Origin of the sequence: Streptomyces thermoalcalitolerans, from assembly GCF_039525155.1 — a bacterium.
GTDB lineage: Bacteria > Actinomycetota > Actinomycetes > Streptomycetales > Streptomycetaceae > Streptomyces > Streptomyces thermovulgaris.
Genome location: NZ_BAAAHG010000034.1, coordinates 19,573 through 44,715 on the forward strand (window position 1 = coordinate 19,573; position 25,143 = coordinate 44,715).

Consider the following 25,143-nt stretch of genomic DNA (forward strand, 5'->3'; position numbering starts at 1 on the left):
GAAACGGAAACCGCTTTGAGTGACGAGCAGCACTTGATCTCGGTGTCGGTCCTCGCTGACCCGGACGGCGAGCAGACCAGGTCCCTGCGGCGCTGGCTGCAGCGCGACAACAAGGTGGCCAAGTCCCCCGACATCACTCCGAGTACCCCGCAGCCGGACCCCGAGGCGATGAGCAGCGCACTCGACTGGTTGGACTTCGCCGTGTCCTCCGCGATCGGTCTGAGCAGCCTGATCGTCAGCATCGCGACCTGGTGCTCGACGAGGGCCTCCGGGCAGCAGGTCCGGGTGTCCAGTGACCGGGGATCCTCCGTGGTCGTGTCCGAGGCCGAGGCCGCGCCGGACCGTGCCGACGAGCGCGCTGCCGAGGTTCTCGGCGACGGAGCACCGGAAGAGTAGCTCCAGGGATGAGCAGCCGCCTGAGCGACCCGCTGCAATCGGCCGCGGTGATCGCCGGAGTGTTCAAGCAGACGTCGGGAAGCGACCTGCCGAACCTTCCGGCAGTCGAGAACAACATCCGCGCACTGGCAGGAGTTCTCCGCGACCCCAAGGTCTGGGGCCTGCCTCCGGAGCGGTGTGTTGAGCTGCCCCAGCCCACCAGGGATGCCTTCCTGTCGGCAGTGGGGTCAGCCGGCACCACGGCGACGGACACACTGCTCGTCTACTTCGCCGGGCATGGTGTCATCCACCCCGCCACGGACCGGTTGTACCTCGCACTGCCGGACTTCCGGAGCGGCGGCGAGTACGGCACCAGGGCGGTCCGGTACGGGGATCTGCAGGACCTGCTGGGGGAGCCGCGCATCAGGGCCCGGCACAAGGTGATCATCCTCGACACCTGCTTCGGCGCCACGGCGTTCGAAGACTCCGTGGGGGCGAACACCCTGAAGACACGTGGAGCGTGCACGCTGGTGTCCTCGGACGTCACGGAGACTTCCAGGGCTCCCAGGGGAACCGAGTACACGTCGTACACCGCCCGCCTGATCTCCACCCTGCGGCACGGCATCGAGGGAGAGGAGGAGACTCTGACCCTCCAGGCCATCCACCAGCGTGTCAGCGAGCGGCTCCGCTCGGCGAACATCTCGACCCCGAGGATTCTCAGCGTCGACGACACCGCCCTGGTGCGTATTGCCCGCAACAGGGCCTACGACGGTTCCACGGACCCCGGGGGCGGGAGCGGCCCCTTCCCGGAGGAGCAGTGGCAGGACTTCCAGAACGAACTGTTCAGCACGCTCAAGGCCGAACTCGACACCAGCCACTCGACCGTGCGAGTGGGATCCTCGCTCCCCTGGGATGCCCGGCTCGGTCCGCGGAGGGAAGGCGAGTGCCTGCTCGCGTTCATCGAGCAGCGCACGACGTTCGGGAGCCGGTTCACGGCCTTCACGACGCAGGCTGTGAAGTTCCGCCATGAGAAGAACGGCACGCTCCTCGCACAGGTGGGATACGCGGAAATGCACCGGTGGTCCGTCAGGAGCACTGTTGCCCGGCCGGCCTGGGAATGGTTCAAGGAAGCGTATGCGGAGTGGTGCAACATTTCGGAGAGATATCGGCCCAGGGCGAAGTGCGATGTCCTGTTGACCTGTGACACCACCACGTTCTGTGTGTCCCACGGAAAAATGGGGGACGAACGATTCCAGCGCCTGATGGAAAAAGTGCGGGACTTGACTCGGAAATACCAGCTCGATCTCCCGGAATGAACGCGCGGAAACAGGTTCTCCGTGGCGCCGTGGGAAGCCGGGCTCACTGCTGGGAGCAGGGTCTTTCCTCTGCCTGAAGCTGCCCGGCAGGCAAAAATGAACCCCGCAGGACGCCCGGGAAGCGAGCCGGACACAGGAGTGTGGGCAAGCGCCAGGTGCTCCGGACCGGCACGTCGCCTGGTGGGGAGCGGCATGGGACGAAGGGCGCACCGAAGACACAGGCCCGGCTGCTCACAGGCCGCAACCGGGTGAGCGGTGTCGAGGAAATTCCAGAAGTCGGCTTGTCACGTTTATTCTGCGAGATGTCCGAGGCCGAGATAAAATTCTTGACATGGCGGATGACATGGCGGATGCCAGCCGAGACGGAGTCGTTCCCGCCGAAGTCGGTCGTCATCGGGCAACGACGTCGCCATGATCTGGGAAGTGCTGCTCCTCGGATTCGTGCTCAGCCTGGACAATTTCCGGGTCGCGATCGTGCTCGGCACCGTCCCGTTCGGCCTGAAACGCGCGGTGCAGGTCGCTCTGACCTTCGGATTGTGGGACGCGGTCATGCCCCTGATCGGGCTGTTGATCGGTCACCGGATCGGGGAGTCCGTCGGAGACATCGCCGAGCTGGTGGGCGCGGCCGCACTCGGCGGATACGGTCTCTACCTCGTCGTCTCCTCCCTCCGTCGTCCCGAGCCGGAGGAACTGGACCAGCCATGGGCGCTGTTCGGCATTCCGTTGACACTGAGCCTGGACAATCTGTTCGCCGGGGCGAGCCTGGGGCTTCTCGGACTCTCGCCGTGGTTCTCAGCCGCCGTCTTCGGCGCCATGACAGCGGTGATGTCGCTGATCGGACTGCGGCTCGGGCGGGCCGCGGCGCGTCTCATCCGCATCCGCTCGGACCTGCTCAGCGGGGTCGCCTTGATCGTCGCCGCTGTGACACTGCCGCTGGTGTTCGGTGACTGAAGGGGGTGTTCGCATCGGGCCGGCTCCTCCATCCGGACACCGTCCACGTCACCGACGACGGCGGCGGCGAGGTCCGGGCGGCACGCACGACCGAGAACGCGCAACGGGCGGCGAAGGACAGACGCCGAAGCAGGTGAGACCGGCCACGCGGAATAGCACGCACCCACCCGCGGCCGCCATGAGCCCCGCGCACGAGCGCGCGCTGTGCGCTCGTGCCGCCCCTCCCAGTCAAGGACCCGTATGCAAGCCATCACTGTACGAGACCGCAACGCCGGCCTCGCCGGGATGTCCCTGACGGACATGCCCTACCCCCATGCGGCCGAGAACGACGTCATCGTGCGGGTGCACGCCGCCGGCTTCACCCCCGGCGAGCTGGACTGGCCCGCGACATGGACCGATCGCGCCGGCCGCGACCGGACGCCGAGCGTACCCGGGCACGAGCTGTCCGGTGTCGTCGCAGAACTGGGATACGGCACCACCGGCCTGAGCGTCGGACAGCGGGTGTTCGGCCTGGCCGACTGGACCCGTGACGGCACACTCGCCGAGTACACCGCGGTGGAGGCCCGCAACCTCGCCCCGCTGCCGACGGACATCGACCACACCGTGGCCGCCGCGCTGCCGATCTCCGGACTGACCGCCTGGCAGGGGCTGTTCGATCACGGCCGCCTCACCACCGGCCAGACCGTCCTGGTCCATGGCGCCGCGGGCGGCGTCGGCTCGATCGCGGTACAGCTCGCCCGCGAGGCAGGCGCCCACGTCATCGGCACCGGCCGGGCCTTTGGGCGGGACAGGGCACTCGCACTCGGCGTCGACACCTTCATCGACCTGCAGACCGAGAAGCTGGAGAACGCCGGCGAGGCCGACGTCGTGTTCGACGTGATCGGCGGCGACATCCTCGACCGCTCGGCCGCCCTGGTCCGCCCCGGCGGCACGCTGGTCACCATCGTCATGCCGCCCAAGGTCCGGCCCAAGGACGGGCGAGCGATCTTCTTCGTCGTCGAACCCGACCGTGTCCGGCTCACCGATCTCGCCGCGCGGCTGAGGGACGGCCGGCTCAAGCCGGTCATCGGCGCTGTGCGGCCACTCGCCGAGGCACCCTCCGCCTTCGCCCCCGGCAAGCACACCCCGGGCAAGACGATCATCCGTGTCACGGAAGACTGAACAGAGACCCCTCGCGTGAGGGGAATTTCGCCGGTGGACCCGGAACGCCACGATCAAGACCCGTGGCTGTCGGCAACGCTCGTGGTCAATGCCCCTGGCGCCCGCCCCGGCCCGCTCCCGGCCGGCGGGCCCGGTGCGAGCGGGGGACCAGCGCGGAAGCATCGGTCCGCGGGTCGGCGTTGGCGGCCTCGACCGCCCGGACCACCAGGTCGTGGTCGGGCGACAGATGACAGACCGGGTCGGTGCGGGCGGCGTCACCGGTGAGCAGGAACGCCTGGCAGCGGCACCCGCCGAAGTCCAGCTCCCGCCGGCTGCAGCTCCGGCAGGGCTCCGGCATCCAGTCGGTCCCCCGGAACGCGGTCATCACCGGGGACTCGGCCCAGATCCACTCCAGCGAGTGCTCCCGCACACTGGCCCGCGGCAACGGCAGGGAGTGGGCGGCAGGGCAGGGCAGGACGTCGCCGTTCGGCGTCACGGTCAGCTGCCGGGAGGCCCAGCCGCCCATGCAGGGCTTCGGGTAGCGGCTGTAGTAGTCGGGGAGGACGTAGATGATGTCCATGCGGTCCCGCAGCCGCTCGCGGGCGGCCCGCACGACGGTCTCGGCCGCCTCGAGCTGGGCCCGGCTCGGCAGCAGCGCGTCACGGTTGCGCCAGGCCCAGCCGTAGTACTGGGTGTTGGCCAGCTCCACCCGGTCGGCACCCACCTCCTCGGCCAGCCCGAGCACCTCGGCGACGCGGTCGATGTTGTACCGGTGCAGCACCACGTTCATGGTGAGCGGCCAGCCCAGCTCCTTGACCACGCCCATCGCCTCGGTCTTGCGCCGGAAGGACGGAGTCCCGGCGATCCGGTCGGACACGGACGGCTCGTCGGCCTGGATGCTGATCTGCACATGGTCCAGGCCGGCGGCCCGCAGCTGCTCGGCCCTCGGACGTGAGAGCCCGAGAGCGCTGGTCACCAGATTGGTGTAGAGACCCAGGCCGTGGGCGTCCGCCACGATCTCCACCAGGTCGCGCCGCAGCAGCGGCTCCCCGCCGGACAGATGACACTGCAGAACCCCCAGGTCGCCGGCCTCGGCCAGCACCCGCCGCCACTCGTCGGTGCTCAGCTCGTCCCCGTAACCGGCCATGTTCAGCGGGTTGGAGCAGTACGCGCAGGCCAGCGGGCAGCGGTAGGTGAGCTCGGCGAGCAGTCCGAACGGGCTATCCATCGGTGAGCTCCACCCAGCGCCGGGCGACGAGCCGCGCCAGGAACTGCCGCACCTCGTCGTCGGGGACGGCCCGGTAGCGCGCGCCCAGCTCGGCCACGATCTCGGCCACGGTGTGCCGCCCGTCGCACAGTCCGAGGATGTCCGCGCCGCTGCCGTTCAGCACCACCACCGTCTCCGGATGCAGCAGGACCTGACACCGCCTGGTCCGGCAGAAGGACAGCCGGACATGGCGCGCCAGCCGGGGCCGGTCCGAGCCGGACACCCCGATGCCGGGCCGGGTCCCGCTCCCGGTCCGGGGCGCTCCGGTGCGGGTCGGGTCCATGACGGTCACTCCGGATAGGCCTGGTCGACGGCGTCCAGCAGACTCCACAGGACGTCGCACTTGAACGACAGCGCGTCGAGGGCACGCGCCTGGGACTCGGCGGAGAGGCAGTGCGTGGTGACCACCTCGAGAGCATGCCCGCAGTCACGGGGAGCCTGCTCCAGACGGGTGCGGAAGTAGGCGAGACCCTCGGGATCGATCCACGGGTACCACCGCTCGAACGCGGCCAGCCGCGCCGCCATCAGATCGGGCGCGAACAGTTCGGTGAGCGAGGACGCCACCGCCTCCACCCATGGGCGGGTCCGGGCGAAGTTCACATAGGCGTCGACGGCGAACCGCACCCCGGGCACCAGGTGCCGGTGGTCCCGGACCTCCTCGCGGGTCAGCCCGACGGCCTCGCCGAGGCGCAGCCACGCCTCGATGCCGCCCTCGCCGGCGGCGGTGCCGTCATGGTCGACGATCCGCCGGATCCAGCGGCGGCGGACCTCCAGGTCGGGGCAGTGGGAAAGGATCGCGGCGTCCTTGAGGGGGATGTTCTCCTGGTAGTAGAAGCGGTTGGCCACCCAGCCCTGGATCTGCCGGCGGCTCAGCCGGCCGGCGTTCATCCGGACGTGGAACGGATGCTGGTCGTGATACCGCCGCGAGTGGGCCCGCAGCGCCTCGACGAAGCCGTCGGCGCCGGCCCTCGTGGCCGTTGACGTCGTCACGGCACTACACCTGGACCTCGAGGCCGTCCATGGCCACCTCCATGCCGTTCTCCTCCACGATACGCCGCTCGGGCGTGTCCTCCAGAAGAATCGGGTTGGTGTTGTTCATGTGCACGAAGACCACCCGCCCCACGCCCAGCGACGGGAGCTGCGCCAGGCTGCCGTCCGGGCCGCCGACGGGCAGATGGCCCATCTCCCGGGACGTTCTGCCGGCCAGGCCGAGCCGTATCAGCTCGTCGTCGCGCCAGCAGGTCCCGTCGATCAGCAGGCATGCACAGCCCCTGATCTCCTCGCGCAGCGCCGGCGTCAGCGACTGCACTCCCGGCAGATACACCAGCGTTCCCCCGCTGTGCTCGTCGGTCAGCCGGTAGCCCACGACGCGGCCGAGGCCCAGCCCGGCTCTGAACCGGGCGCGCTTGACGGTGGGCACATCGAACGCCCGGCAGGACAGCCCGTCCGCCAGGGCGAGGCCGGTGCCGGGGACCACGGCCCGCCACTGGACCGGGCAGTAGTGCTCGAGCGTGCGCAGAATCCCCGAACCGGCACACAGGGTCTTGCGCACCGCCGCCGTGGTGTACAGCCGCAGGGCGCGTGCCTCGCGCAGCAGAAGCAGGCCCAGTGAGTGGTCCAGTTCGGCATCGGTGAGCAGCACCGCCTCCAGCGGAGTCGTCCGGTCGCCGCGCGGATGCAGATCCGGGAAGGCCTCGAACTGGGTGCGGAGGTCGGGCGAGGCGTTGACGAGGAACCACCGGCGGCGGTCGACGCCGACCGCGACCGACGACTGGGTGCGCGCGGGGCCGGCCCCGGAGCGGACCGCGGCGCACACCGGGCAGCCGCAGTTCCACTGCGGAGAGCCGCCCCCCGCCGCCGAACCCAGCACTCGCAGCCACATGCCGGCACTCCGTTCACCGAGGAACTCACCACCGGGGAACTCACCGGGGAACCGGGCTCGTCACCGGCCCGGCCGCCTGTGCTCGTCCCCCACACCCGGAGGGCGCCGGACCAGGTCCGGCGCCGTCCCGTGTCACTCCCGTGTCACTCGTCCTCCAGTCGAGCGACGTACATGGTCACCTCGGCCGCGACATCGATCTCGTCGAACTCGGGCGTCTCCCACACAGCGAGCTGGGACTCCATGGATTCACCTCCTCACTGGCCGCATCACGGCAGGCCTCGGTCACGCGCTACGACGGCTCCGGGAGGGCGAAGGAGATCAGGGCACTTCCGTGTCCCGCGCCGAGCATGCCGGGCAGGAACCCCTCGGCCCATCCGCCCCAGCCGACCGGCACGGCGATGTACTGCCTGCCGTCGACCATGTAGGTGGTCGGGCTGCTGTGGTGCCCGCTCCCGCACTGGAACTGCCACAGCGACTCCCCGGTACGGGCGTCGAGCGCGACGAACTCCCCGGAGGGTTTCCCGGCGAACACCAGGTCGCCGCCGGTGGCCAGTACCGAGGCACACATCGGGAGATCGTTGCGCCGGCGCCACTTCTCCTCACCGCTCGCGTCGAACGCGCTGATGGATCCCGCCATGTCCTCGATGTCCACCTGAACGCCCGCACCCCAGTACGGAATGCTCTCCTTGAACTCCCGGCGTCGCCTGGTGGCCGTGGCACCGGTGTCCTGAACCGGGACGTAGAAGAGCCCGGTCCTCGGGCTGTAGGCCGCGTGGGTCCACTCCTTGGCGCCGGCCGGACCCGGGTAGAAGTGGACCGGTACCCCCTCCTTGTCCGGATACACCTTGGCCGTCACCTGGCCGTCCCTCGTGATCGCCCCCCACGTGATGCGGTCCACGAAGGGAGTGATCTGGACCCTCGCGCCGTTCGTGCGGTCGAGGACGAAGAAGTAGCCGTTCTTGTCGAAGTGTCCGAGCAGTTTGCGGCCGTCCTGCTCGAACAGGATGCACTCGGCGATGCTGTCGTAGTCCCACACGTCGTGCGGGGTGCACTGGTAGTGCCAGCGGATCCGGCCGCTGTCCACGTCGACGGCGATGATGCTGTCGGTGAAGAGGTTGTCGCCCTCGCGGACCTCTCCGTCGAAGTCGGGCGCCGGGTTGCCGGTGCCGACGTACAGCAGGTTCGTCTCCGGGTCGAAGGTGCCGGTGACCCAGCAGTTCGCCCCGCCCCGCGCCCAGGCCTCGCTGCCGGCGGGCCAGGTCTCCGAGCCGGGCTCACCGGGCTTGGGCACCGTGTAGCAGCGCCACTGGTGCTCACCGGTGTCGAGGTCGAACGCGTCGAGGTGGCCGCGCACGCCGAACTCGCCGCCGGAACTCCCGACGATGACCATGTTCTTCACGACCAGCGGGGCGAGCGTGGCGCTCTCCCCGGCCCGGACGTCTCCGTAGGTCCTGCTCCAGAAGGGTTTGCCGTTGGTGGCGTCGAGCGCGAGCACCCGGGCGTTCGCCGTGACGAAGAAGACCTTCCCCCGGGCCACGGCGACCCCGCGGTTCACGTTCCCGCAGCACAGGGACACGTCGAAGGGGATCGCGTGCTTGTACCGCCAGATCTCCACGCCCGTCTTCGCGTCGAGGGCCCAGACCCAGCCGTCCCAGCCGGAGAGGAACATGATCCCGTCGACGACGATCGGGGCGGCCTCGAACGAGTAGGTCGACGCGCCCGCGATCAGACCGGTCGTACCGGCCTGGAAGACCCATGCGGGGCCGATGCGTTTGACGTTCTCCGTGTTGATCTGGTCCAGCGGGCTGTACCGCTGTCCGTTGTAGGCGCCGTAGTAGGTGAGCCAGTTCTGGGGTTCCTCACGGGCATTGAGGAGCCGTTCGTAGTCGACACCGGCCACGACCGGCGGTGCGACGTCCCCGCCCGGGGTCTTGTAGTTCAGGGTTCCCTGGTCGACGGCCTCACCCGCGTCCACGTAGGCGACGGTCATGTACCCCACCTCCTTCTTTCTACGGCCGCGGCTGTTCGGGCCGGTCGAGACGGGCCTCCGGCGGAACGTCCCCCAGGACGACGATGGCCCCGGTCAGTCCCCGGCCCTCGTCGTTGCCCGTGGGCGAGGCGAACCAGTAGTAGCCCGGTCCGTCGAGGTTGAGGGTCGCCCGTCCCCGCGAGTGGTTCACCAGCCAGATGAACTTCCGGTCGCCGTTGCTCGGCAGAAGCGCGCAGTGCGTGTTCAGGTCGTCATTGATGAGCTCGAGCTCGATATCGCCTCCATGGGGCATGACCAGAATGGAGGGATCCCAGGTCAGTTCGTCCGGGTTGATACGAATGGTGGCCTGCATGGTGCCGTCCGGTTTCTCGGTGGCCCGCCCGATGCTTCCGGTTCCCAGTACTTGCCCCAGCGCTGCTTTGTTCTGTGCGGCCAACCCGATCTCGTCCAGCAGATCGGATCGCTCCTGCGCGGTCGTCATCGGGGCTTCACTCCCCTCAGCTCGTCGCGAATCTCCCTGCCCGCTTCGCATCGGTCGCATCGGCGGCGGTACGACCCGGTCGGCTGCGCACTTCCGCTCAGAAAAGGATTTCCCGAGTCCGGCTCGGAATTTTTTTCTTTCGCGTCGCCCGTCATCTGGCTGCAATCGGTGCTCAAGAAACACGCTACGCCCGATGAATCACACCGAGAAGGGCGAGCGCCGTTTCGGAGCGGCTTTGCCGTTCGTCCGCGGCCGGCCGCCGTTCGTCCCCGATGTCCCACCGCTGGGCAGGGACCGGGCCGCACCGGTCGCGCAGGGCCGGCGGCATCCCCGGCCGGCCGTCCGCCGGTCGGCCGGGGATGCCGGCGGACGGCCGGTCACCATGCCTCTTCCGGTGTCCGGGCTCCGGCGGGGGACCGGGCGAGGTCGTACCGGTCGAGAGTCATGACCTTGTCCCACGCGGCGACGAAGTCCCGCACGAACTTCTCCCGTGCGTCGTCGCTCGCGTAGACCTCCGCGAGGGCACGCAGCTCGGAGTGCGCGCCGAAGACGAGATCGACGCGGCTGCCGGTCCACTTGACCTCACCGGTGGCGCGGTCGCGGCCCTCGAAGGTTTCCGCGGCCGCGGAGGCCGGCTCCCAGACCGTGCCCATGTCGAGCAGATTCACGAAGAAGTCGTTGGTCAGCGCCCCGGGCGTCGAGGTGAGGACACCCAGCGAGGACTGCCGGTGGGTGGCACCCAGCACCCGCAGGCCACCCACGAGGACGGTCATCTCGGGAGCGCTCAGTCCCAGCAGGCTCGCACGGTCGACCAGCAGATGCTCCGACGGCAGCCGGCCGCCCGCACCGCGGTAGTTGCGGAACCCGTCCGCGGCCGGCTCGAGCGCGGCGAAGAACTCCGTATCGGTCCACTCCTGCACGGCGTCCGTGCGCCCCGGAACGAAGGGGACCCGGACGTCGTGGCCGGCGGCCCTGGCGGCCTGCTCGACGGCGGCGGCTCCGCCGAGCACGATGAGGTCGGCCAGCGAGATCCTCGTGCCCCCGGCCCGGGAGCCGTTGAAGGACTCCTGGATCCCCTCCAGGGTGTGCAGCACCCGCGCCAGCGTGTCCGGGTCGTTGACCTCCCAGCTCCGCTGCGGCTCGAGGCGGATGCGCGCGCCGTTCGCCCCGCCCCGCTTGTCGCTGACGCGGAACGTCGAGGCCGACGCCCACGCGGTCGAGACGAGCTGGGGGACCGACAGCCCGGAGGCGAGGATCCGGCTCTTGAGCGCGGCGATGTCCGCCGCTTCGACGAGCGCGTGGTCCACGGCGGGCACCGGGTCCTGCCACAGCAGCGTCTCCCGGGGGACCAGCGGCCCGAGGTAGCGCCGGACCGGGCCCATGTCGAGGTGCGTCAGCTTGAACCAGACCCGGGCGAACGCCTCCGCGAGCTGATCCGGGTGCTCCAGGAAACGCCTCGCGATCGGCTCGTAGACCGGGTCCGACCGCAGCGCCAGATCCGTCGTCAGCACCGTCGGGGCGTGGGCCACCGACGGGTCGTGGGCATCCGGCACGGTGCCGGCCCCGCCGCCGTCCCTCGGGATCCACTGCCACAGACCGGCGGGACTCAGCTCCAGCTCCCACTCGTAGCCGAACAGGGTCTCGAGAAAGCTGTTGTCCCAGGTCGTCGGGGTGGGGGTCCACGTACCCTCGAGCCCGCTGGAGATGGCGTCCGCGCCCTTCCCGGTGCCGTAGCCGCTCTTCCAGCCCAGGCCCTGCTCCTCGAGAGGGGCACCTTCGGGCTCGGGACCGAGATGGGCCTCCGGGGCGGCCGCACCGTGGGTCTTGCCGAATGTGTGGCCGCCCGTGATCAGTGCGACGGTCTCCTCGTCGTTCATCCCCATGCGCCGGAACGTCTCGCGGATGTCCCGGGCCGCGGCGAGCGGGTCCGGAACGGTGTTCGGCCCCTCCGGGTTGACGTAGATGAGGCCCATCTGGGCGGCGGCCAGAGGATCCTCCAGCTCCCGGACGCCGCCGTGGCGTTCATCGCCGAGCCAGGCGTGCTCGGGACCCCAGTAAACGCCCTCGTCGGGCTCCCAGACCTCCGCCCGGCCGCCGGCGAAGCCGAAGGTCCTGAACCCCATCGTCTCCAGGGCGCGGTTGCCCGCGAAGACCATCAGGTCGGCCCAGGAGATCCTGCGGCCGTACTTCTTCTTCACCGGCCACAGCAGCCGGTGCGCCTTGTCCAGGTTGCGGTTGTCCGGCCAGCTGTTCACCGGCGCGAAGCGCTGCATGCCGGCGCTCGCCCCACCGCGTCCGTCGGCGATGCGGTACGTCCCGGCGCAGTGCCACACCATCCGGATCACAAGCGGCCCGTAGTGGCCGAAGTCGGCCGGCCACCACTCCTGCGACGTCGTCAGCACCTCGTCGACGTCCCGCGCCAGGGCGTCGAGGTCGAGCGTCCGGAACTCCGCGGCGTAGTCGAAGTCCTCGCCCATGGGGTCGGCCGCGGCAGCGTGTTTCCGGAGAATCCTCAGGTCGAGCCGGTTCGGCCACCAGTCGCGGTTGCTCGCGCTCCCCGCCGGGCGACCGCGGTGCCCGACCGGGGCGGAGAGGCCGAGACCCCCCGCGTTCTTCCCGGTGTTCCTGTCGCCGGCAACGGTGTCTGGACTGTCGGACACGGAAATCTCCTTCCGGGACGGAGACTGTGCCGGGGAACTCAGAGGTTCAGCGCGCGACGCACGGCCGGCGTGTTCCGCCGGGAAACCGGCACCCTCTCGTTCGTCCGGTCCTCCATGACCAAGGACAGTTCGCCCTTGGGGCCGCGCTCGACCTCCCGGACGCGGCTGAGGTTGACCACATACCGGCGGTGCACCCGCAGGAATCCGGCATCCGCCAGCTCACTGCCGAGCCTGTCCAGGCTCGAGGAGGCGGCTCGCAGCCACCCCTGGTCGGTGGAGAGCCACACGTCGTTCCTCTGCGATTCGGCGAAGAGGATTTCCGGCAGCCGCAGCAGCACCATCCGGTTGTCACGCACCGCGACCAGCCGGCGCGGCCGCACCCGGGGATGCGCGGACTCCTCCGCCTGGGGCACCTGTGTCCCGTCGGAGACACCGAACGAGACCAGGTTCCCGAGCAGGTGTCCGGACGAGAAGACGGGGCGGATGCTGATCGGCGTCGGCCCGTCGGCGAGATGGGCGAAGATCTGCGTCGTGCCGACCCAGTGGGGATCGCGGGCCGCCTGCCTGGTGGCACACCGGGCGGCTGCGACCAGTTCCGGCAGCCCGGTGTTCCACCGCAGCGTGGGGTCGACCGCCGGAGCGGACGCCGGAACGCCCAGCAGCACACTCGCCGTGTCATCGGCGATCACCACCTTGCCCGCGGGGTCCACCGCGGCGAGCGCCGCACCGGAGCGTGCCCTGGCCCGGGAGTAGGCCGCGACCAGCTCGACGCCGCTGTCCCGGGCACGCCTCTTCAGCGTGTGCCGGGCCGTGGAGGCCGCGTTCACCAGCCGGCTTCCCACGTCCGAGGGAAGCTGGCTGCGCCAGCAGCAGATGCCCAGGACCGCGATCGGTTCCTTGGTCACCACGTCACGCACCGCGATGCCCGTGCCGGCCCAGCTGTGGAACGCCTGGCACCAGTGCTCCGCGCCCCTGATCGGCACCGGGCCGTGCGCCTCGAGCGCCGTGCCCACGCCGTTCGTGCCGGCCGCGCACTCCGACCAGCAGAACCAGGGCGTCAGACAGGAGTCCTCGGCTCTGGCGAGCGTGGCCTGGTCGCCCCACTCGGCCAGGATCCGGCCGGTGGCGTCGGCGACGGTGACCATGCCACCGGAGCCGCCCAGTTCACGTGCCACCGAAGCGGCGTGAAACCCCAGCTCGGCGAACACGGCATCGTGCTCGGGCGCATGGACGGGCTCCGCGACGGCCACCGGGGCCTTCGAGAGACGAGGATCGACCCCGTACTGATCCCGGCAGCGGTGCCAGGAGGCCGCCACCAGGGGCCGGACACCCGGGACCTGATCCTCGCCCTGCACAAACCGTTCCCACGCCGCGAGCACGCTGCCGCCGCCCGAAGTCGCCGGGATGGGCTCGAGCCGATGTACTTCCCTCATGGTTCGGAACCGCCCTTGGTCCGTCCCCGACACCCGACGACGTGTGCACGGCCCACGCAGGCCGCCGCCTGTCGCGACCGGACCCACCGCGGACCGGGCACTGTGTCACACGTCTGCCTGCGTCATCACTCGTTCCAGGCTGCGTCACAGGCCCGCAGCTCCCGCACTCCCACCCTAGGTACCGCCGTCGGGCCGTGCACGTCCCACCCGGGACCGCATCGGGGAAATTCGCATCGCGGAGGAAGTCCGCGTCCCGGCCGGCCCTGGCGGCCACCCGCGGACAAGGGGCGCGGCCGGCGGTCCGCCGGCCGTCCGGGAGAGCATCACCGTGACCCCAGCGGCCTCCCCGCCGTCCCCGGCCGGATGTGGCGATGGTTTCGATGTGGGTAGCCGGTCGTCGGGGGAGGAAGGAGGCCGCCATGCCGGCCCAGGGACCCGCGAAGCAGCCCACGACCGAGCTCGACACCCGTTACAGCTCCGCGCTCAATTCCCGCCCGGGAGCCGCGGATGTCACCGCCACCGAGTGGGCCGAGGCCCGGCGACGGCTGGAGACCGCCGAGATCTTCTGGGTGTCCACGGTACGACCCGACGGCCGGCTGCACGTCACTCCCATGATCGCCGCCTGGCACCACGGGGCGCTGTACTTCTCCACCGGCGTGGGGGAGCAGAAGGCGAGAAACCTCGCCCACGACGGGCACTGCGCGCTGACCACCGGGGGAAACTCGCTCACCGAAGGGCTCGACCTCGTGGTCGAGGGAACAGCGGAACCGGTTGCCGACCCGGCGGTGCTGGAGGAAGTGATCACGGCATACGAGGCCAAGTACGGGGCGCACATCACTTCGCCCGAGGGCACCTTCCACGGGATCGGGGACACGTTCCGGAAGAGGGACGCGGTGGTGTTCGCGGTGTCCCCGGCCACGGTGTACGGCTTCGGCCGGGTCGACGGGGTGTACACCCATACGCGGTGGACGTTCTGAGCAGCGGGGTTCCTGGGACCGCGGCAGGCATGGCGCGGACGGAACGGGCGGGCACGGCCGCCCGGCGGCCTTCCGCGGCTCGCCCGCGGCCCGGGCGCACCACCACCGGAGTACGGTCCTGAGGACCTCCTGGGGACGTCCACCAGCTCGCCGCCCCCCCACCGCGCCGGAGAGACACCGGCCGCCATCGGTGATCACGGACACCGTCCAGCGCCCCGGAACCGGCACCCGGGCAATGCGGACCGCACGACCCCGTCCGAAGAGCGAGCCGACTGCGGCAAGGCGTGTGACACCGGTGAGCTGACCGCCACTGTCCTCCTCGGCGACAACTCCTCCACCGCACCCGGCAGCCGGCTGCCGATGCGACGCCGCACAAGGCGGGCACCACTGTGCCCCATCACCGGACCGTCCCACGCACCCGACCCGATCGGGCACAGGATGTCGGGTCCGGCAGGGCGCCCGCTGCCTAACGTGACGGTCGCATCGAAGGAAGGAGACCGGGAGTGCTGGAGCGCCTCAACCAGACCCTGGAGCACATCGAGCACCACCTCGACCGGCACATCGACGTGGCCGAGCTGGCGCGCATCGCGACCACCTCGGAGTACCACCTGCGCCGGATGTTCTCCGCGCTCGCGGGCATGCCGCTGTCGGAGTACATACGGCGCCGCCGGCTCACTGTCGCGGGTGCCGAGGTGCTCGCAGGACACGAGTCCTTGCTGGAGATCGCGGTGCGCTACGGCTACGGCTCGGGCGAGGCATTCGCCCGGGCATTCCGCGCCATGCACGGGGTCGGGCCGGGCGAGGCCCGGCGCACCGGCGCCGCGCTCGTCTCCCAGCCCCGGTTGACCTTCCGCCTCACCGTCGAAGGGAGCAGCAGCATGCGCTATCGCGTGGTGGACAAGCCGGGCTTCAACGTCGTCGGCCTCAAGACCCGGGTGCCACTGGTCCACACCGGGCGGAATCAGGCGATCATCGACTTCGTCCGCGGGATCGATCCGCGGCTTCTCGAACGCCTGGAGAAGCTGTCGGACCAGGAGCCGCGCGGTGTCGTAGCGGTCTGCGACGACCTGGACCCGAGCCGTGCCGAAGGCACCGAGCTCGACTACTACCACGGGGTGATCACGTCGGCGGTTGCCCCCGACGGCACCACGGTCCTCCCGGTTCCGGCGGGAACCTGGGCGGTCTTCACCACCTCCGGGCCGGCACCGCAGGCCATCCAGGAGCTGTGGCGGGACGTGTTCACCCAGTGGTTCCCGTCCAACCCGTACCGCAGCCGCCCCGGCCCCGAGATCCTGCGCACCCGCCTGTCCCCGGACAGGACCGAAGCCGATGCCGAGCTGTGGCTTCCGGTGGAGCAGGAACCGAGGTGAAGAGAACAGAGGTGACGAGAACAGAAGTGACGAGAACAGAGGTGAACACGACACCAGACCGAGACACCTGACCGTATGAGTGCTTCAGCCGGCCTCCCCGGCCGGCTGAAGCACTCACCCGTCCCCCCTTCGAGCACCCCTCCGAAGAACACATCACGCACCAGTGGCCGATCAGCCGTTGCCCAGGAGCCACTCGCGGTCGGCATCCTCGCACCGGCAGGGACCTCGTCCCCGAAAGCTCCGACAGGGTGCACCAGGCATCGCACACCGGGCGGCTGACACCACTGACCAGACACGACAGTGCCGGCCCGAACGCCGGCCCCCGGCACCGCGCACACCGCCCTGCCTCCGAGCGGGTACGCCGATACCGAGGCGTACGACCGGCAGACCAGCAGGCAGCCCACGCCTCCCCGGAGGCACACCTCGGGCCGCACCGTCCCGTCAGCGGTGGCGCGCGTCGTAGTCGGCACGCGCCCGGAGAACCTCGGGGGCCTTCTGCTCCGCCCACTGCACGAAGCCGACCACAAGGCCGGCGGCTTCCTCCCCCAGGGGAGTGAGGGCGTACTCCACGCGCGGCGGTACCACCGGGTAGGCCGTACGGCGTACAAATCCCTCACGCTCAAGGGTCTGCAAGGTCTGCGCGAGCATCTTCTCGCTCACCCCCTCGACGGTGCGGCGCAGTTCGCTGAATCGCAGAACACGCCCACGCAGTGCCGCCAGGACCAGCACCCCCCACCGGCTGGTGATCCGGTCGAGGATGGAGCGGGAGGGGCACTGGGCGGAGAACACGCTGAACTCACGTGGTGCGGAAAGGCTTGTTATCTGAGGATCGGTGGTCATTTGTCCCACTTACTTTTTGGTGCGTACTTCCGGAATGGTGCGCGCATTCCTAGGCTGCGTATCAGCGAATGATCGAAACACCCTCCACGGAGTAAAAACCATGAGCATTGTCGTCACCGGCGCCACCGGACAGCTCGGCCGCCTTGTGGTCGCAGCCCTGCTCGACCGGGTCCCCGCCGGCGACATCGCCGCCGTGGTCCGCGACCCGGGCAAGGCCGCCGACCTGGCCGCCCGGGGTGTCGCTCTGCGCGTGGCCGACTACGACCAGCCCGAGACGCTCGCCACGGCATTCCAGGCCGGTGACACGGTGCTGCTCATCTCGGCCAACGAGGTCGGCAGGCGCCTGCCCCAGCACACCGCGGTCGTCGAAGCCGCCCAGGCCGCCGGCGTCGCCCGTCTCGTCTACACGAGCATCCTCGGCGGACCGCGGGCCGACTTCCGCCTCGCCGAGGAGCACAAGGCCACCGAGCAGCTCATCGTGGACAGCGGCCTCAACCACACCTTCCTCAGGAACGGCTGGTACACCGAGAACTACACCGACCAGATGTCGGTTCAGCTGGAGCACGGCGTCCTGGGGTCGGCCGGCGACGGCCGCATCGGTGCCGCCCCCCGCGCCGACTACGCCGAGGCCGCCGCCGTCGTCCTGACCACCGAGGGCCACGACAACACGGCCTACGAACTCAGCGGCGACCAGGCCTTCACACTCGCCGAGTACGCGGCTGAACTCGCGCGCCAGTCCGGTCGCCCCGTGGCCTACCACGACCTGCCTCCCGAGCAGTTCCTTCAGGCACTCACCAGCGCCGGGGTACCGGCTCCCTTCGCCGAGATCCTCGTCGATGTCGACGTCAACGCCATCCGTCCGGGACTGCTCGCCGGCGGCAGCGGGGACCTCGCACGCCTGCTCGGCCGGCCCACGGTCCCGCTCGCCGACTCCATCACGGCTGCCCTGAAGAACCGACAGTGACGATCGCCATGGCCCCGGCCGGGACCTGACACAAGAACTGACCGATGCCTGGGCGGTCGGGCGATCGGCGAACGCGGCAGATGCGGCGGCGTCATCCTGAAGGACGTCACTAAAACCCGCGAGACCAAAGCCCGCGAGAAAACCCCGGCCTGACCGCCAGGCTCCCCTCGCACATCTCGGGACCCTCGTCACGTTGCCCGGCGAGCTGCGGGGGCGGGCGCGCGACATACGCGACACAGCGCCGCTCCGACCGCGGAAAGGGCCGCCGTACGCTGCTCACCACCCGGCCTTCCCGCATGGGCCATCCGTGCACCCCGGCCACGAGTGACGGCCTCTCAGGGCTACGGCCAACCCGTGGAGTTCAAACGGAAGTCCTCGGAAGGAGAGCAGGACCCGCAGGAGTGTCTGATCAACGACCTTGCCTTACTTCAGTGGTGACGCGAACAATGCTCATGACTTGTGCATCGGTCCTCGAGACGACACACGAAGGGCGTACCATTCCGAATGGTCCTGCATCGGTCACCAAGCCAGGCCCGCGTTCGCAGCGCGGGCCGGAGAGGCACGCCCGTGCTCAGCACGGCCGACGAAGAGGTCGCCACCGCTGCCGGTTCACTGATCGACGAGACCGTGCCGGAGGACGCCCGCGGACGGCACTTGGCAGTCCGCGACGGCCACCACCGTCTCCGCACCGTAAGGACAGCGGTCGGCCTGCCGGCAGCCGCAGTGAACCGGCCCACGGAGCGCGCGGCATGACAGCCATCGGCCTGCGACCGGCGACCTCCGCGGACAGCGAGTACTGCTTCCAGCTGCACAAAGCCGCCATGGGCGCCTACGTCACGGCCATCTGGGGCTGGGACGAGCAGGCCCAACGCGACTTCCACGACCGCGTGTTCAACCCCGGCCAGTGGCAGATCATCACCGTCGACGGCACCGATGCGGGCATGCTCCACGTCGAGCACCGGCCCACCGAGATCTACCTGGCACGAATCGAGATCCACCCCGCTTACCAGGGACGCGGCATCGGCAGCAGGCTCATCCGCGGTCTCCTGGACCAAGCCCGCCGACAGGGCCAGGACCTCACCTTGGACGTCCTCGTCGTCAACCACCGGGCCCAGGCCCTCTACCGGCGGCTGGGCCTGCACGAAGTCGCCCGGCACGGCGAGAACAACATCAAGATCAGGATGTCCACCAAGGCGCCTCGACCTGATCCGACCCACAGCTCTTGACAAGGACTCATCGCTCCTCGGCCGGCCGATCACGCCGACTGCGGGGAAGGACGAGGACGAAGCCGCCATCGCTCCGCCCGCTCCGGGACGCAACACCCAGCACGCACACCGCTGTTCGGTTCAGAGCATGACCGGATGGACAAAGGCACGTCCTTCCGGAGACGCACCCGACGGCACTGTCGTCCTTGCCGCGCCCCTCGCCGTGATCCAGCTAGAGCCTGTCTGGCAAACGATCATCCGGCGGGTTCGCGGAGCCACAGGATCAGAGCTGCCAGGACGATTCCAGCCTGGTAGCGATCGGCGAGCTTGTCGAATCTCGTCGCGATCGCACGGAACTGTTTGAGACGGGCGAAGCATCGTTCGACCACATTGCGGGCGCGGTAGATGTCCTTGTCGAAGGCGGGCGGGCGACCACCGTGGGTTCCACGTCGCCGGCGGTTGGCCATCTGATCGCGGCGTTCGGGGATCGTGGCAATGATGCCCCGGCGCCGCAGCAGGTGGCGTATAGCCCAGCTGGAATACGCTTTGTCGCCCAACACCCGCGCCGGTGTCGTGCGAGGTCGGCCCGTAACAGCGCGCGGGATGCGGATGCTGTCGAGGACCTGGCCGAACGCGGTGGCGTCGTTGACGTTACCGGGCGTGAGCACGATGGACAGCGGGAGGCCCCGGCCGTCGACGGCGAGGTGGACCTTGGTGGTCAGTCCGCCCCGGGACCGTCCGAGGGCCTGACGCGCCTGCGAGTGGTCCGGATCTTCCGGTTTGTCCCTGTCTGCGGCCCCTTTTTACGGGTGCCGGCCGCGTGCTGGTGGGCTCGGTTGATCGTGGAGTCGATGGAGACGGTCCACTCCACCCGGCCCACCGCGTCGTCGCGGACCTGGACGTGTTCCAGCAGCTTCACCCAGGTCCCGTCCGCTTCCCAGCGGGCGAACCGCTCGTAGACCGTCTGCCAGGGTCCGTACCGCTCGGGCAGATCGCGCCACGGAGTCTCCGTCCGCAGTTGCCACAGCACCCCGTTGACCACCTGCCGGTGATCACGCCACGGACGACCAGGCCCATCCACCCGCGGCAACAGGGGCTCTATCCGCTCCCACGCCGCATCCGTCAACTCACCTCGACCTGCCACAAGATTAATGATCAGAGTGCTCGTGCTCGGACTCCCGCGCGGGGTCCGTCACGAAACAGCTCAGCCGGTAGGTGGTCGGCAGCCCCAGGCGCCCGCACAGCGTGTCGATCCGGATCATCGACCCGTCGACTCCTGCCTCCCGAAGACGGCGCAACCGTGTACGCATCTCCGCCTGGTCCCGCGTCTCAACGACCACTTTCCACTGGCCCGCGTCCGGCGCGGCGCGAGCAGCAAGCCGCTGCCGCCCGTCCTCTTGCCGCCGTCTTCTCTTCCCCTGTCCTGGCACCTGCCCAGAATCACTGTCCGACGTCAGGACGGCAAGGCAATTGGACCGAGCTGCACCCACTCGGTGATCATTTGTCAGACAGGCTCTAAGGCTCCGATGAGGACCAACGGCAGTCGGAGTCCGCGGGGGCGGCGAGACGGGCGAACTCCCACGGGTCATGTGCGCTGAAGACGGTGACCTCATCCCGATGGTCGCGCCGGAGGGCACGCAGTCGGTCGCGGGTCGTGACACGAGCCGCGGCATCGGTCTGTGCCCCCTGCTGGACCGGCTCGAAGACAGGGTGGGGGAGAGGCGGGGTGTGCTCGAGTTCACCGTGGTACATGTACGCGTCGCCCGCGTGCAACAGCCACCGTCCGTCGCCGTCGCGCACGGCGACACCCGCGTGTCCCGCCGAATGGCCGGGCAACGGCACCAGCAGCAGCTCGCACGCCGGCCCCTGCGGCCGTGCCACACCTGAGAAGCCGAACCACTCCGTGTGCTCCTCCACGGGCGCGGGCACCAGCAGCGGGTTGTGCGCCCGGTGGGCCGGCATGAAGCGGTCGAGGCTGTGCCGGTGATGCGCTGCCGTGGGATCGGTGACGGCCCGGTACTCGTCGGGATGCACATGCACCCGTGCGTGAGGAAAGTCCGGCAGTCCTCCCGTGTGGTCGCGATGCAGGTGGGTGAGCACGATGTGCCGCACGTCCTGGGGCGCGTACCCGAGGCGGACCACCTGGCGCAGCGCGCTCTCCTCGGGGTCCCGCACGGGCTGGGCCCAGGCCACCCAGTCCGCACCCAGCGACCGGTCGGGATGCTGCAGGTCGGCGGTGCCGAGGCCGGTGTCGACCAGGACCAGCCCGCCCGAGTCCGTCTCGATGAGCAGGCAATGGCAGACAGCGGGGACAGCGGTCAGGTCGCGGTCCACGACGCCTGACGTGAGTTCTTCACGCAGCGGTGGAATCTTCCGGAGAGAAGCGCAGTTGAGATGGTGGATACGCATGAGGCCCTTCCGGGAGGCAAGTCGGCGAGCCGTTCACGGCGGACGTTAGAAGGAGCTCTCGTGGCTCACCAAACGGTTGGACACGTATCGGCGGATGATCAGGACGGCCCGCTGGCGGACTGCCCGGACAGCGCCCTCGTTCCGCCGGGCCGCGAACCGAGATGCCCTGTCGACATCACCCTCGCCGCGCTGGGTGGCCGGTGGACGCCGCTGGTACTCCGCGAGTTCCTGCGCCGCGGTCAGGCCACGTACTCCGAGCTGTCCGCCGCCCTGCCCGCCCTCTCGGACAAGGTTCTCTCGGACCGGCTGGCCCAGTTGACCAGTGCGGGCGTCATCGAGCGCCACCGTATCCCCGGTTGGCCTCCCCGAGTCCGCTACGTCCTGACCAGCCAGGGCCGAGCGCTGGAGCCGGTGGTGCGCAGCATGTGGGAGTGGGGCATGGCGCAGCGGAACACCCGTCGCCGATCGCATGACCCGTCGGACACGACCTGAGGATGCGGGAGCCCGGCGCTCGTGGCCGGGGCCGCCCCATGGACTGTTCCGTACGCAGCGGCCGCAGATCACCGTCAGCGACCGAAAGGAGGATCAACCGGTGAACCGTCCTCGATGAACACCTTCAAAGCGCCGCGGTGTTCCTCGGCAAGGGCCGTGGCCGTGCCGCCCATTTCCCGCACCTGCCTCATGGTGCGGTCGAAGAAGTCCCCGCCGGAGGGCACGAGGACGGACAGCACGAGATCCTCGTAGGAGGCCAGAAGCCGGTCGCCCCGCACGTGGAGAGTGACGGGAAACTCCTTCCGGTCGGTTCGACGGAGAAGTTCCTCAGGGGCGCCCTCACTGCAGAAGGACCAGTGGCCGATGAGCGGCACTATCAGGTCCGGCCGAACCGATCGGGCGTATGCGACCGTCATGGCCCGGAGGTCCTCCCACCAGGGCAGCCTCAGCCGCAAGGAACTGAACGAGTACAACCGTCTCGCACCGCGCACGCAGAGCTGGTCGTCGAACTCCTCGCCGGCGTCGGCCCACCGCTCGTCCACCTCGTGGACTTCGACGAACGCGTGACAGCCGACCGGCCGGTCGGAGACGAGAGCCAGGCTCCGCAAAGGGCCACCGAGCGAGACCAGATTCCGCTCGTACATGTAGCCCATGTGCCGCTCATGGTCCGTACCCCCAGGCTCGGTGGCGCGGACACGCTGATCGCCTCGGGGTTGTATTCATTGTCCGGCCGAGGGACGAGCTGCACGGTCACAGGAAGAAGCGTTTGCTTTTCGGATAGTCCCGCGACGGTGGCCTTGAAAAGGCTTTTCTCCCGTCCGTCCGGCAGGCTGTGCTTCACGAATGACCGGTGGACGTCGCCCATGTCGTCCCACAGCACCACCCCGATCGAGAACTTCGCCTCAGCGGCTGGAATCAACAGCAAGCGCTCTCGGGGTCTTCGCTTATTGAGCTTGTCGAGCCGGCCATCATGTCCATTACCACTGCCCTGCCACACTTGGTCCCGTCACTCACCCTCACCTCGGCAGGGCACATCGACACCGGGACGATATCGGACGCCTGCCAGGCCACCCAGGCGGGCTGGGGGGCACCCGCGGGGCCGGCGACCGGCAGGCCGGCACCGTGCGCGCGAACCGACGCCCAAGCCGCACACGACGAAGCCGAGCAGCTCCCGGACCACCAGGAGGGCCTGCTGCACGACCACGACCTGAACCCCGGAACCTCGGAACCTCGGAAACGGTCCTCGGCGCGCCACGCAGGCCTCGGGCGACACCGCAGGTACCCCCCTGCTGCACCGCCCCATAGCCGATCGCGCCCGGTACACCCGGCAGGAGCCTTTTCCGTTCCGTCACCACAGGCCCACTGACGGTCACGGCAATGCGGCGGCGGCGTCGGCACCCCTGTGATTTTCGATATGCCGACGATATGTGGCGACTCATACCCTCGGAACATGCGTGTGTTGATCGTCGAGGACGAGCCCTATATGGCAGAAGCCATACGCGACGGCCTCCGCCTGGAAGCGATCGCGTCCGACATTGCCGGTGACGGCGACACCGCTTTGGAACTGCTGAGCACCAACACCTACGACATCGCCGTCCTCGACCGCGACATTCCCGGCCCTTCCGGTGACGACGTCGCCAGACACATCGTCGGCTCCGGCAGCGGCATGCCGATCCTCATGCTCACCGCCGCCGACCGTCTCGACGACAAGGCCTCCGGGTTCGCACTCGGCGCCGACGACTACCTCACCAAGCCGTTCGAGCTGCGGGAACTCGTGCTCAGGCTCCGAGCACTCGACCGCAGACGCGCCCACAACAGGCCGCCCGTGCGGGAGATCGCGGGCCTGCGCCTGGATCCGTTCCGCCGCGAGGTCCACCGCGACGGCCGCTACGTCGCGCTGACCAGAAAGCAGTTCGCGGTGCTCGAAGTCCTCGTCGCAGCCGAAGGCGGTGTCGTCAGCGCCGAGGAACTGCTGGAGCGGGCCTGGGACAGGAACGCGGACCCGTTCACCAACGCCGTACGCATCACGGTCTCTGCTCTGCGCAAACGGCTCGGCGAACCCTGGATCATCGCCACGGTGCCCGGCGTCGGATACCGCATCGACACACGACCGGAGACCGGCCACGGGGGAGAGGACCGTGGATAGGCGGCCCGGAGTCAGTGTGCGCTTCAAGCTCACCCTCAGCTACGCCGGATTCCTCATGCTCGCCGGCCTCCTGCTGCTCGCGGCGGTGTGGCTGTTCCTCCTGCGCTACGTCCCCGATCGGGCGATGCTCATCAACCCCGACGACAAGAGCGGGGGCAGTCTCGAGGGCGTCTTCCCCGTCCGGTCCGCCCTTCTGGGCGTGTTCGCCCCGAAGGCAGCCGCAGTACTGGCTTTCCTGCTGGTGTTCGGTCTCGTGGGCGGGTGGGTCCTCGCCGGCCGCATGCTCGCCCCGCTGACCCGCATCACGGATGCCACCAGAGTGGCCGCGAAAGGATCGCTCTCCCACCGGATCCGGCTGCCGGGCCGCAAGGACGAGTTCCGCGAACTCGCCGACGCCTTCGACACGATGCTCGCCCGCCTCGAAGCGCACGTGGCCGAGCAGCAGAGATTCGCGGCCAACGCCTCGCACGAACTGCGCACCCCGCTGGCGATCTCGCAGACGCTTCTCGACGTGGCCCGCAACGATCCGACGCAGGACCTCGACGAGATCCTGGACCGCCTGCACACCGTCAACGCCCGGGCGATCGACCTCACCGAGGCGCTGCTCCTCCTCAGCCGCGCCGACCAGAGGTCCTTCACCCGGGAACCCGTCGATCTCTCCCTGCTCGTGGACGAGACGATCGAGACACTGCTCCCGCTCGCCGAGAAACGCGGTGTCACCCTCGAGACCACCGGTGACATCGCCCCGGCTTTCGGCTCACAGGCACTTCTGCTGCAACTGACGACGAACCTCGTGCACAACGCGATCGTGCACAACCTGCCCGACAAGGGCACGGTGCGGATCGGGACCCACGCCGGCCCCGACACCGTGGTGCTCACGGTCGAGAACAGCGGTGAGAAGCTCTCCCTGCAGTTGGCGGCGACGCTCACCGAGCCGTTCCGACGTGCCACCGAACGTATTCGCAACGACCACGCAGGCGTCGGGCTCGGCCTGGCCATCGTCCGGCGGATCACCGAGGTGCACGACGGATCCCTCACCCTCACCCCGCGTGCCCAGGGCGGACTCCGTGTCGCCGTCCGGCTGCCCGCGCCGCCGGCGCTTCCTCCGAAGGACATCTGATCAGTGAGTGAAGCACTACGAGAAGCTCCCGACGTACGGCAGCAGGGCGACACCGGGGAGCGCGCCGGGAACCCGGGCACGGTTCAGGCCGGACAGCGCGGCACCGGCCACGAGGACACCGGCTC

General features: G+C 69.5%; 24 protein-coding genes. 11 read left to right on the top strand and 13 right to left on the bottom strand.

Annotation, left to right across the window (positions count from 1 at the left end; genetic code table 11):
* Window positions 1-15 precede the first annotated feature (15 nt).
* The 4 genes from ABD224_RS19145 (at window position 16) to ABD224_RS19160 (ending at window position 3,803) form a co-directional block, all read left to right on the top strand.
* Entirely contained in the window at window positions 16-396 is a 381-nt protein-coding gene (locus ABD224_RS19145) for an effector-associated constant component EACC1 (RefSeq protein WP_344051452.1), read from the top strand.
* An 8-nt stretch (window positions 397-404) separates the two neighbouring features.
* Window positions 405-1,691, top strand: a complete 1,287-nt coding sequence (locus ABD224_RS19150; protein WP_344051454.1) for a caspase family protein — start codon at window positions 405-407, stop codon at window positions 1,689-1,691.
* Window positions 1,692-2,102: 411 nt separating this feature from the next.
* Window positions 2,103-2,642 carry a manganese efflux pump MntP gene (locus ABD224_RS19155; protein WP_344051456.1) on the top strand — a complete coding sequence of 180 codons (540 nt, stop codon included), beginning with the start codon at window positions 2,103-2,105 and terminating at the stop codon, window positions 2,640-2,642.
* Window positions 2,643-2,882: 240 nt separating this feature from the next.
* Window positions 2,883-3,803 carry an NADP-dependent oxidoreductase gene (locus ABD224_RS19160; RefSeq protein ID WP_344051459.1) on the top strand — a complete coding sequence of 307 codons (921 nt, stop codon included), beginning with the start codon at window positions 2,883-2,885 and terminating at the stop codon, window positions 3,801-3,803.
* Between the two features lie 85 nt (window positions 3,804-3,888).
* Here ABD224_RS19160 and pqqE read toward each other — a convergent pair whose 3' ends face one another.
* The 9 genes from pqqE to ABD224_RS19205 form a co-directional block, all read right to left on the bottom strand.
* Window positions 3,889-5,010, bottom strand: coding sequence for a pyrroloquinoline quinone biosynthesis protein PqqE (gene pqqE, locus ABD224_RS19165; RefSeq protein ID WP_344051461.1), 1,122 nt, complete (start codon window positions 5,008-5,010; stop codon window positions 3,889-3,891).
* On the bottom strand, window positions 5,003-5,332 hold the full coding sequence (gene pqqD, locus ABD224_RS19170; protein ID WP_344051463.1) for a pyrroloquinoline quinone biosynthesis peptide chaperone PqqD: 330 nt from the start codon (window positions 5,330-5,332) through the stop codon (window positions 5,003-5,005). The genes pqqE and pqqD overlap by 8 nt, the downstream gene beginning before the upstream one ends.
* A gap of 5 nt (window positions 5,333-5,337) precedes the next feature.
* Window positions 5,338-6,039 (bottom strand): pyrroloquinoline-quinone synthase PqqC, encoded by a 702-nt coding sequence (gene pqqC / locus ABD224_RS19175; protein ID WP_344051465.1) that lies wholly within the window; start codon window positions 6,037-6,039, stop codon window positions 5,338-5,340.
* 4 nt (window positions 6,040-6,043) lie between these two features.
* A complete protein-coding gene (pqqB, locus tag ABD224_RS19180) occupies window positions 6,044-6,931 on the bottom strand; it encodes a pyrroloquinoline quinone biosynthesis protein PqqB (protein WP_344051467.1) in 888 nt (295 codons plus the stop codon).
* A 143-nt stretch (window positions 6,932-7,074) separates the two neighbouring features.
* Complete coding sequence (pqqA, locus tag ABD224_RS19185; RefSeq protein WP_344051470.1) at window positions 7,075-7,173, bottom strand: pyrroloquinoline quinone precursor peptide PqqA; 99 nt, start codon at window positions 7,171-7,173, stop codon at window positions 7,075-7,077.
* Between the two features lie 47 nt (window positions 7,174-7,220).
* A complete protein-coding gene (locus tag ABD224_RS19190; protein ID WP_344051472.1) occupies window positions 7,221-8,921 on the bottom strand; it encodes a PQQ-dependent dehydrogenase, methanol/ethanol family in 1,701 nt (566 codons plus the stop codon).
* A 19-nt stretch (window positions 8,922-8,940) separates the two neighbouring features.
* Window positions 8,941-9,402 carry an MSMEG_3727 family PQQ-associated protein gene (locus ABD224_RS19195; protein ID WP_344051474.1) on the bottom strand — a complete coding sequence of 154 codons (462 nt, stop codon included), beginning with the start codon at window positions 9,400-9,402 and terminating at the stop codon, window positions 8,941-8,943.
* A gap of 377 nt (window positions 9,403-9,779) precedes the next feature.
* Window positions 9,780-12,062, bottom strand: a complete 2,283-nt coding sequence (katG, locus tag ABD224_RS19200; protein WP_344051476.1) for a catalase/peroxidase HPI — start codon at window positions 12,060-12,062, stop codon at window positions 9,780-9,782.
* 38 nt (window positions 12,063-12,100) lie between these two features.
* On the bottom strand, window positions 12,101-13,495 hold the full coding sequence (locus tag ABD224_RS19205; protein WP_344051478.1) for a DNA-binding protein: 1,395 nt from the start codon (window positions 13,493-13,495) through the stop codon (window positions 12,101-12,103).
* 419 nt (window positions 13,496-13,914) lie between these two features.
* On the opposite strand from ABD224_RS19205, the gene ABD224_RS19210 reads away from it, so the two are divergent.
* Together ABD224_RS19210 and ABD224_RS19215 are read left to right on the top strand one after the other, a co-directional pair.
* Window positions 13,915-14,472 (top strand): pyridoxamine 5'-phosphate oxidase family protein, encoded by a 558-nt coding sequence (locus tag ABD224_RS19210; protein ID WP_344051480.1) that lies wholly within the window; start codon window positions 13,915-13,917, stop codon window positions 14,470-14,472.
* A 503-nt stretch (window positions 14,473-14,975) separates the two neighbouring features.
* Window positions 14,976-15,842 carry an AraC family transcriptional regulator gene (locus tag ABD224_RS19215; RefSeq protein ID WP_344051483.1) on the top strand — a complete coding sequence of 289 codons (867 nt, stop codon included), beginning with the start codon at window positions 14,976-14,978 and terminating at the stop codon, window positions 15,840-15,842.
* Window positions 15,843-16,283: 441 nt separating this feature from the next.
* On the opposite strand, the gene ABD224_RS19220 is transcribed toward ABD224_RS19215, so the two are convergent.
* On the bottom strand, window positions 16,284-16,682 hold the full coding sequence (locus ABD224_RS19220; protein ID WP_344051485.1) for a winged helix-turn-helix transcriptional regulator: 399 nt from the start codon (window positions 16,680-16,682) through the stop codon (window positions 16,284-16,286).
* 100 nt (window positions 16,683-16,782) lie between these two features.
* Between ABD224_RS19220 and ABD224_RS19225 the strand changes: the two genes are divergently transcribed.
* Both ABD224_RS19225 and ABD224_RS19230 read left to right on the top strand, forming a co-directional pair.
* Window positions 16,783-17,646, top strand: coding sequence for an SDR family oxidoreductase (locus ABD224_RS19225; protein WP_344051487.1), 864 nt, complete (start codon window positions 16,783-16,785; stop codon window positions 17,644-17,646).
* Between the two features lie 749 nt (window positions 17,647-18,395).
* Window positions 18,396-18,872: a GNAT family N-acetyltransferase gene (locus ABD224_RS19230; protein ID WP_344051489.1), complete on the top strand. Its 477-nt coding sequence runs from the start codon at window positions 18,396-18,398 to the stop codon at window positions 18,870-18,872.
* A gap of 233 nt (window positions 18,873-19,105) precedes the next feature.
* On the opposite strand, the gene ABD224_RS19235 is transcribed toward ABD224_RS19230, so the two are convergent.
* Together ABD224_RS19235 and ABD224_RS19240 are read right to left on the bottom strand one after the other, a co-directional pair.
* Window positions 19,106-19,995, bottom strand: a protein-coding gene (locus ABD224_RS19235) for an IS5 family transposase (RefSeq protein WP_344051492.1) whose coding sequence is annotated in 2 segments (ribosomal slippage) — window positions 19,106-19,629 and window positions 19,629-19,995 — 891 coding nt in all. Because the reading frame shifts where the segments join, the coding sequence is not laid out codon by codon here.
* A gap of 371 nt (window positions 19,996-20,366) precedes the next feature.
* On the bottom strand, window positions 20,367-21,185 hold the full coding sequence (locus tag ABD224_RS19240; protein ID WP_344051494.1) for an MBL fold metallo-hydrolase: 819 nt from the start codon (window positions 21,183-21,185) through the stop codon (window positions 20,367-20,369).
* 135 nt (window positions 21,186-21,320) lie between these two features.
* On the opposite strand from ABD224_RS19240, the gene ABD224_RS19245 reads away from it, so the two are divergent.
* Window positions 21,321-21,752: a winged helix-turn-helix transcriptional regulator gene (locus ABD224_RS19245; RefSeq protein ID WP_344051496.1), complete on the top strand. Its 432-nt coding sequence runs from the start codon at window positions 21,321-21,323 to the stop codon at window positions 21,750-21,752.
* Between the two features lie 74 nt (window positions 21,753-21,826).
* On the opposite strand, the gene ABD224_RS19250 is transcribed toward ABD224_RS19245, so the two are convergent.
* Window positions 21,827-22,405, bottom strand: a complete 579-nt coding sequence (locus ABD224_RS19250; protein ID WP_344051498.1) for a hypothetical protein — start codon at window positions 22,403-22,405, stop codon at window positions 21,827-21,829.
* Between the two features lie 797 nt (window positions 22,406-23,202).
* Between ABD224_RS19250 and ABD224_RS19255 the strand changes: the two genes are divergently transcribed.
* Window positions 23,203-23,898 (top strand): response regulator transcription factor, encoded by a 696-nt coding sequence (locus tag ABD224_RS19255; protein ID WP_344051500.1) that lies wholly within the window; start codon window positions 23,203-23,205, stop codon window positions 23,896-23,898.
* On the top strand, window positions 23,891-25,018 hold the full coding sequence (locus tag ABD224_RS19260; protein ID WP_344051502.1) for a sensor histidine kinase: 1,128 nt from the start codon (window positions 23,891-23,893) through the stop codon (window positions 25,016-25,018). The genes ABD224_RS19255 and ABD224_RS19260 overlap by 8 nt, the downstream gene beginning before the upstream one ends.
* The last annotated feature ends 125 nt before the right edge of the window (window positions 25,019-25,143 follow it).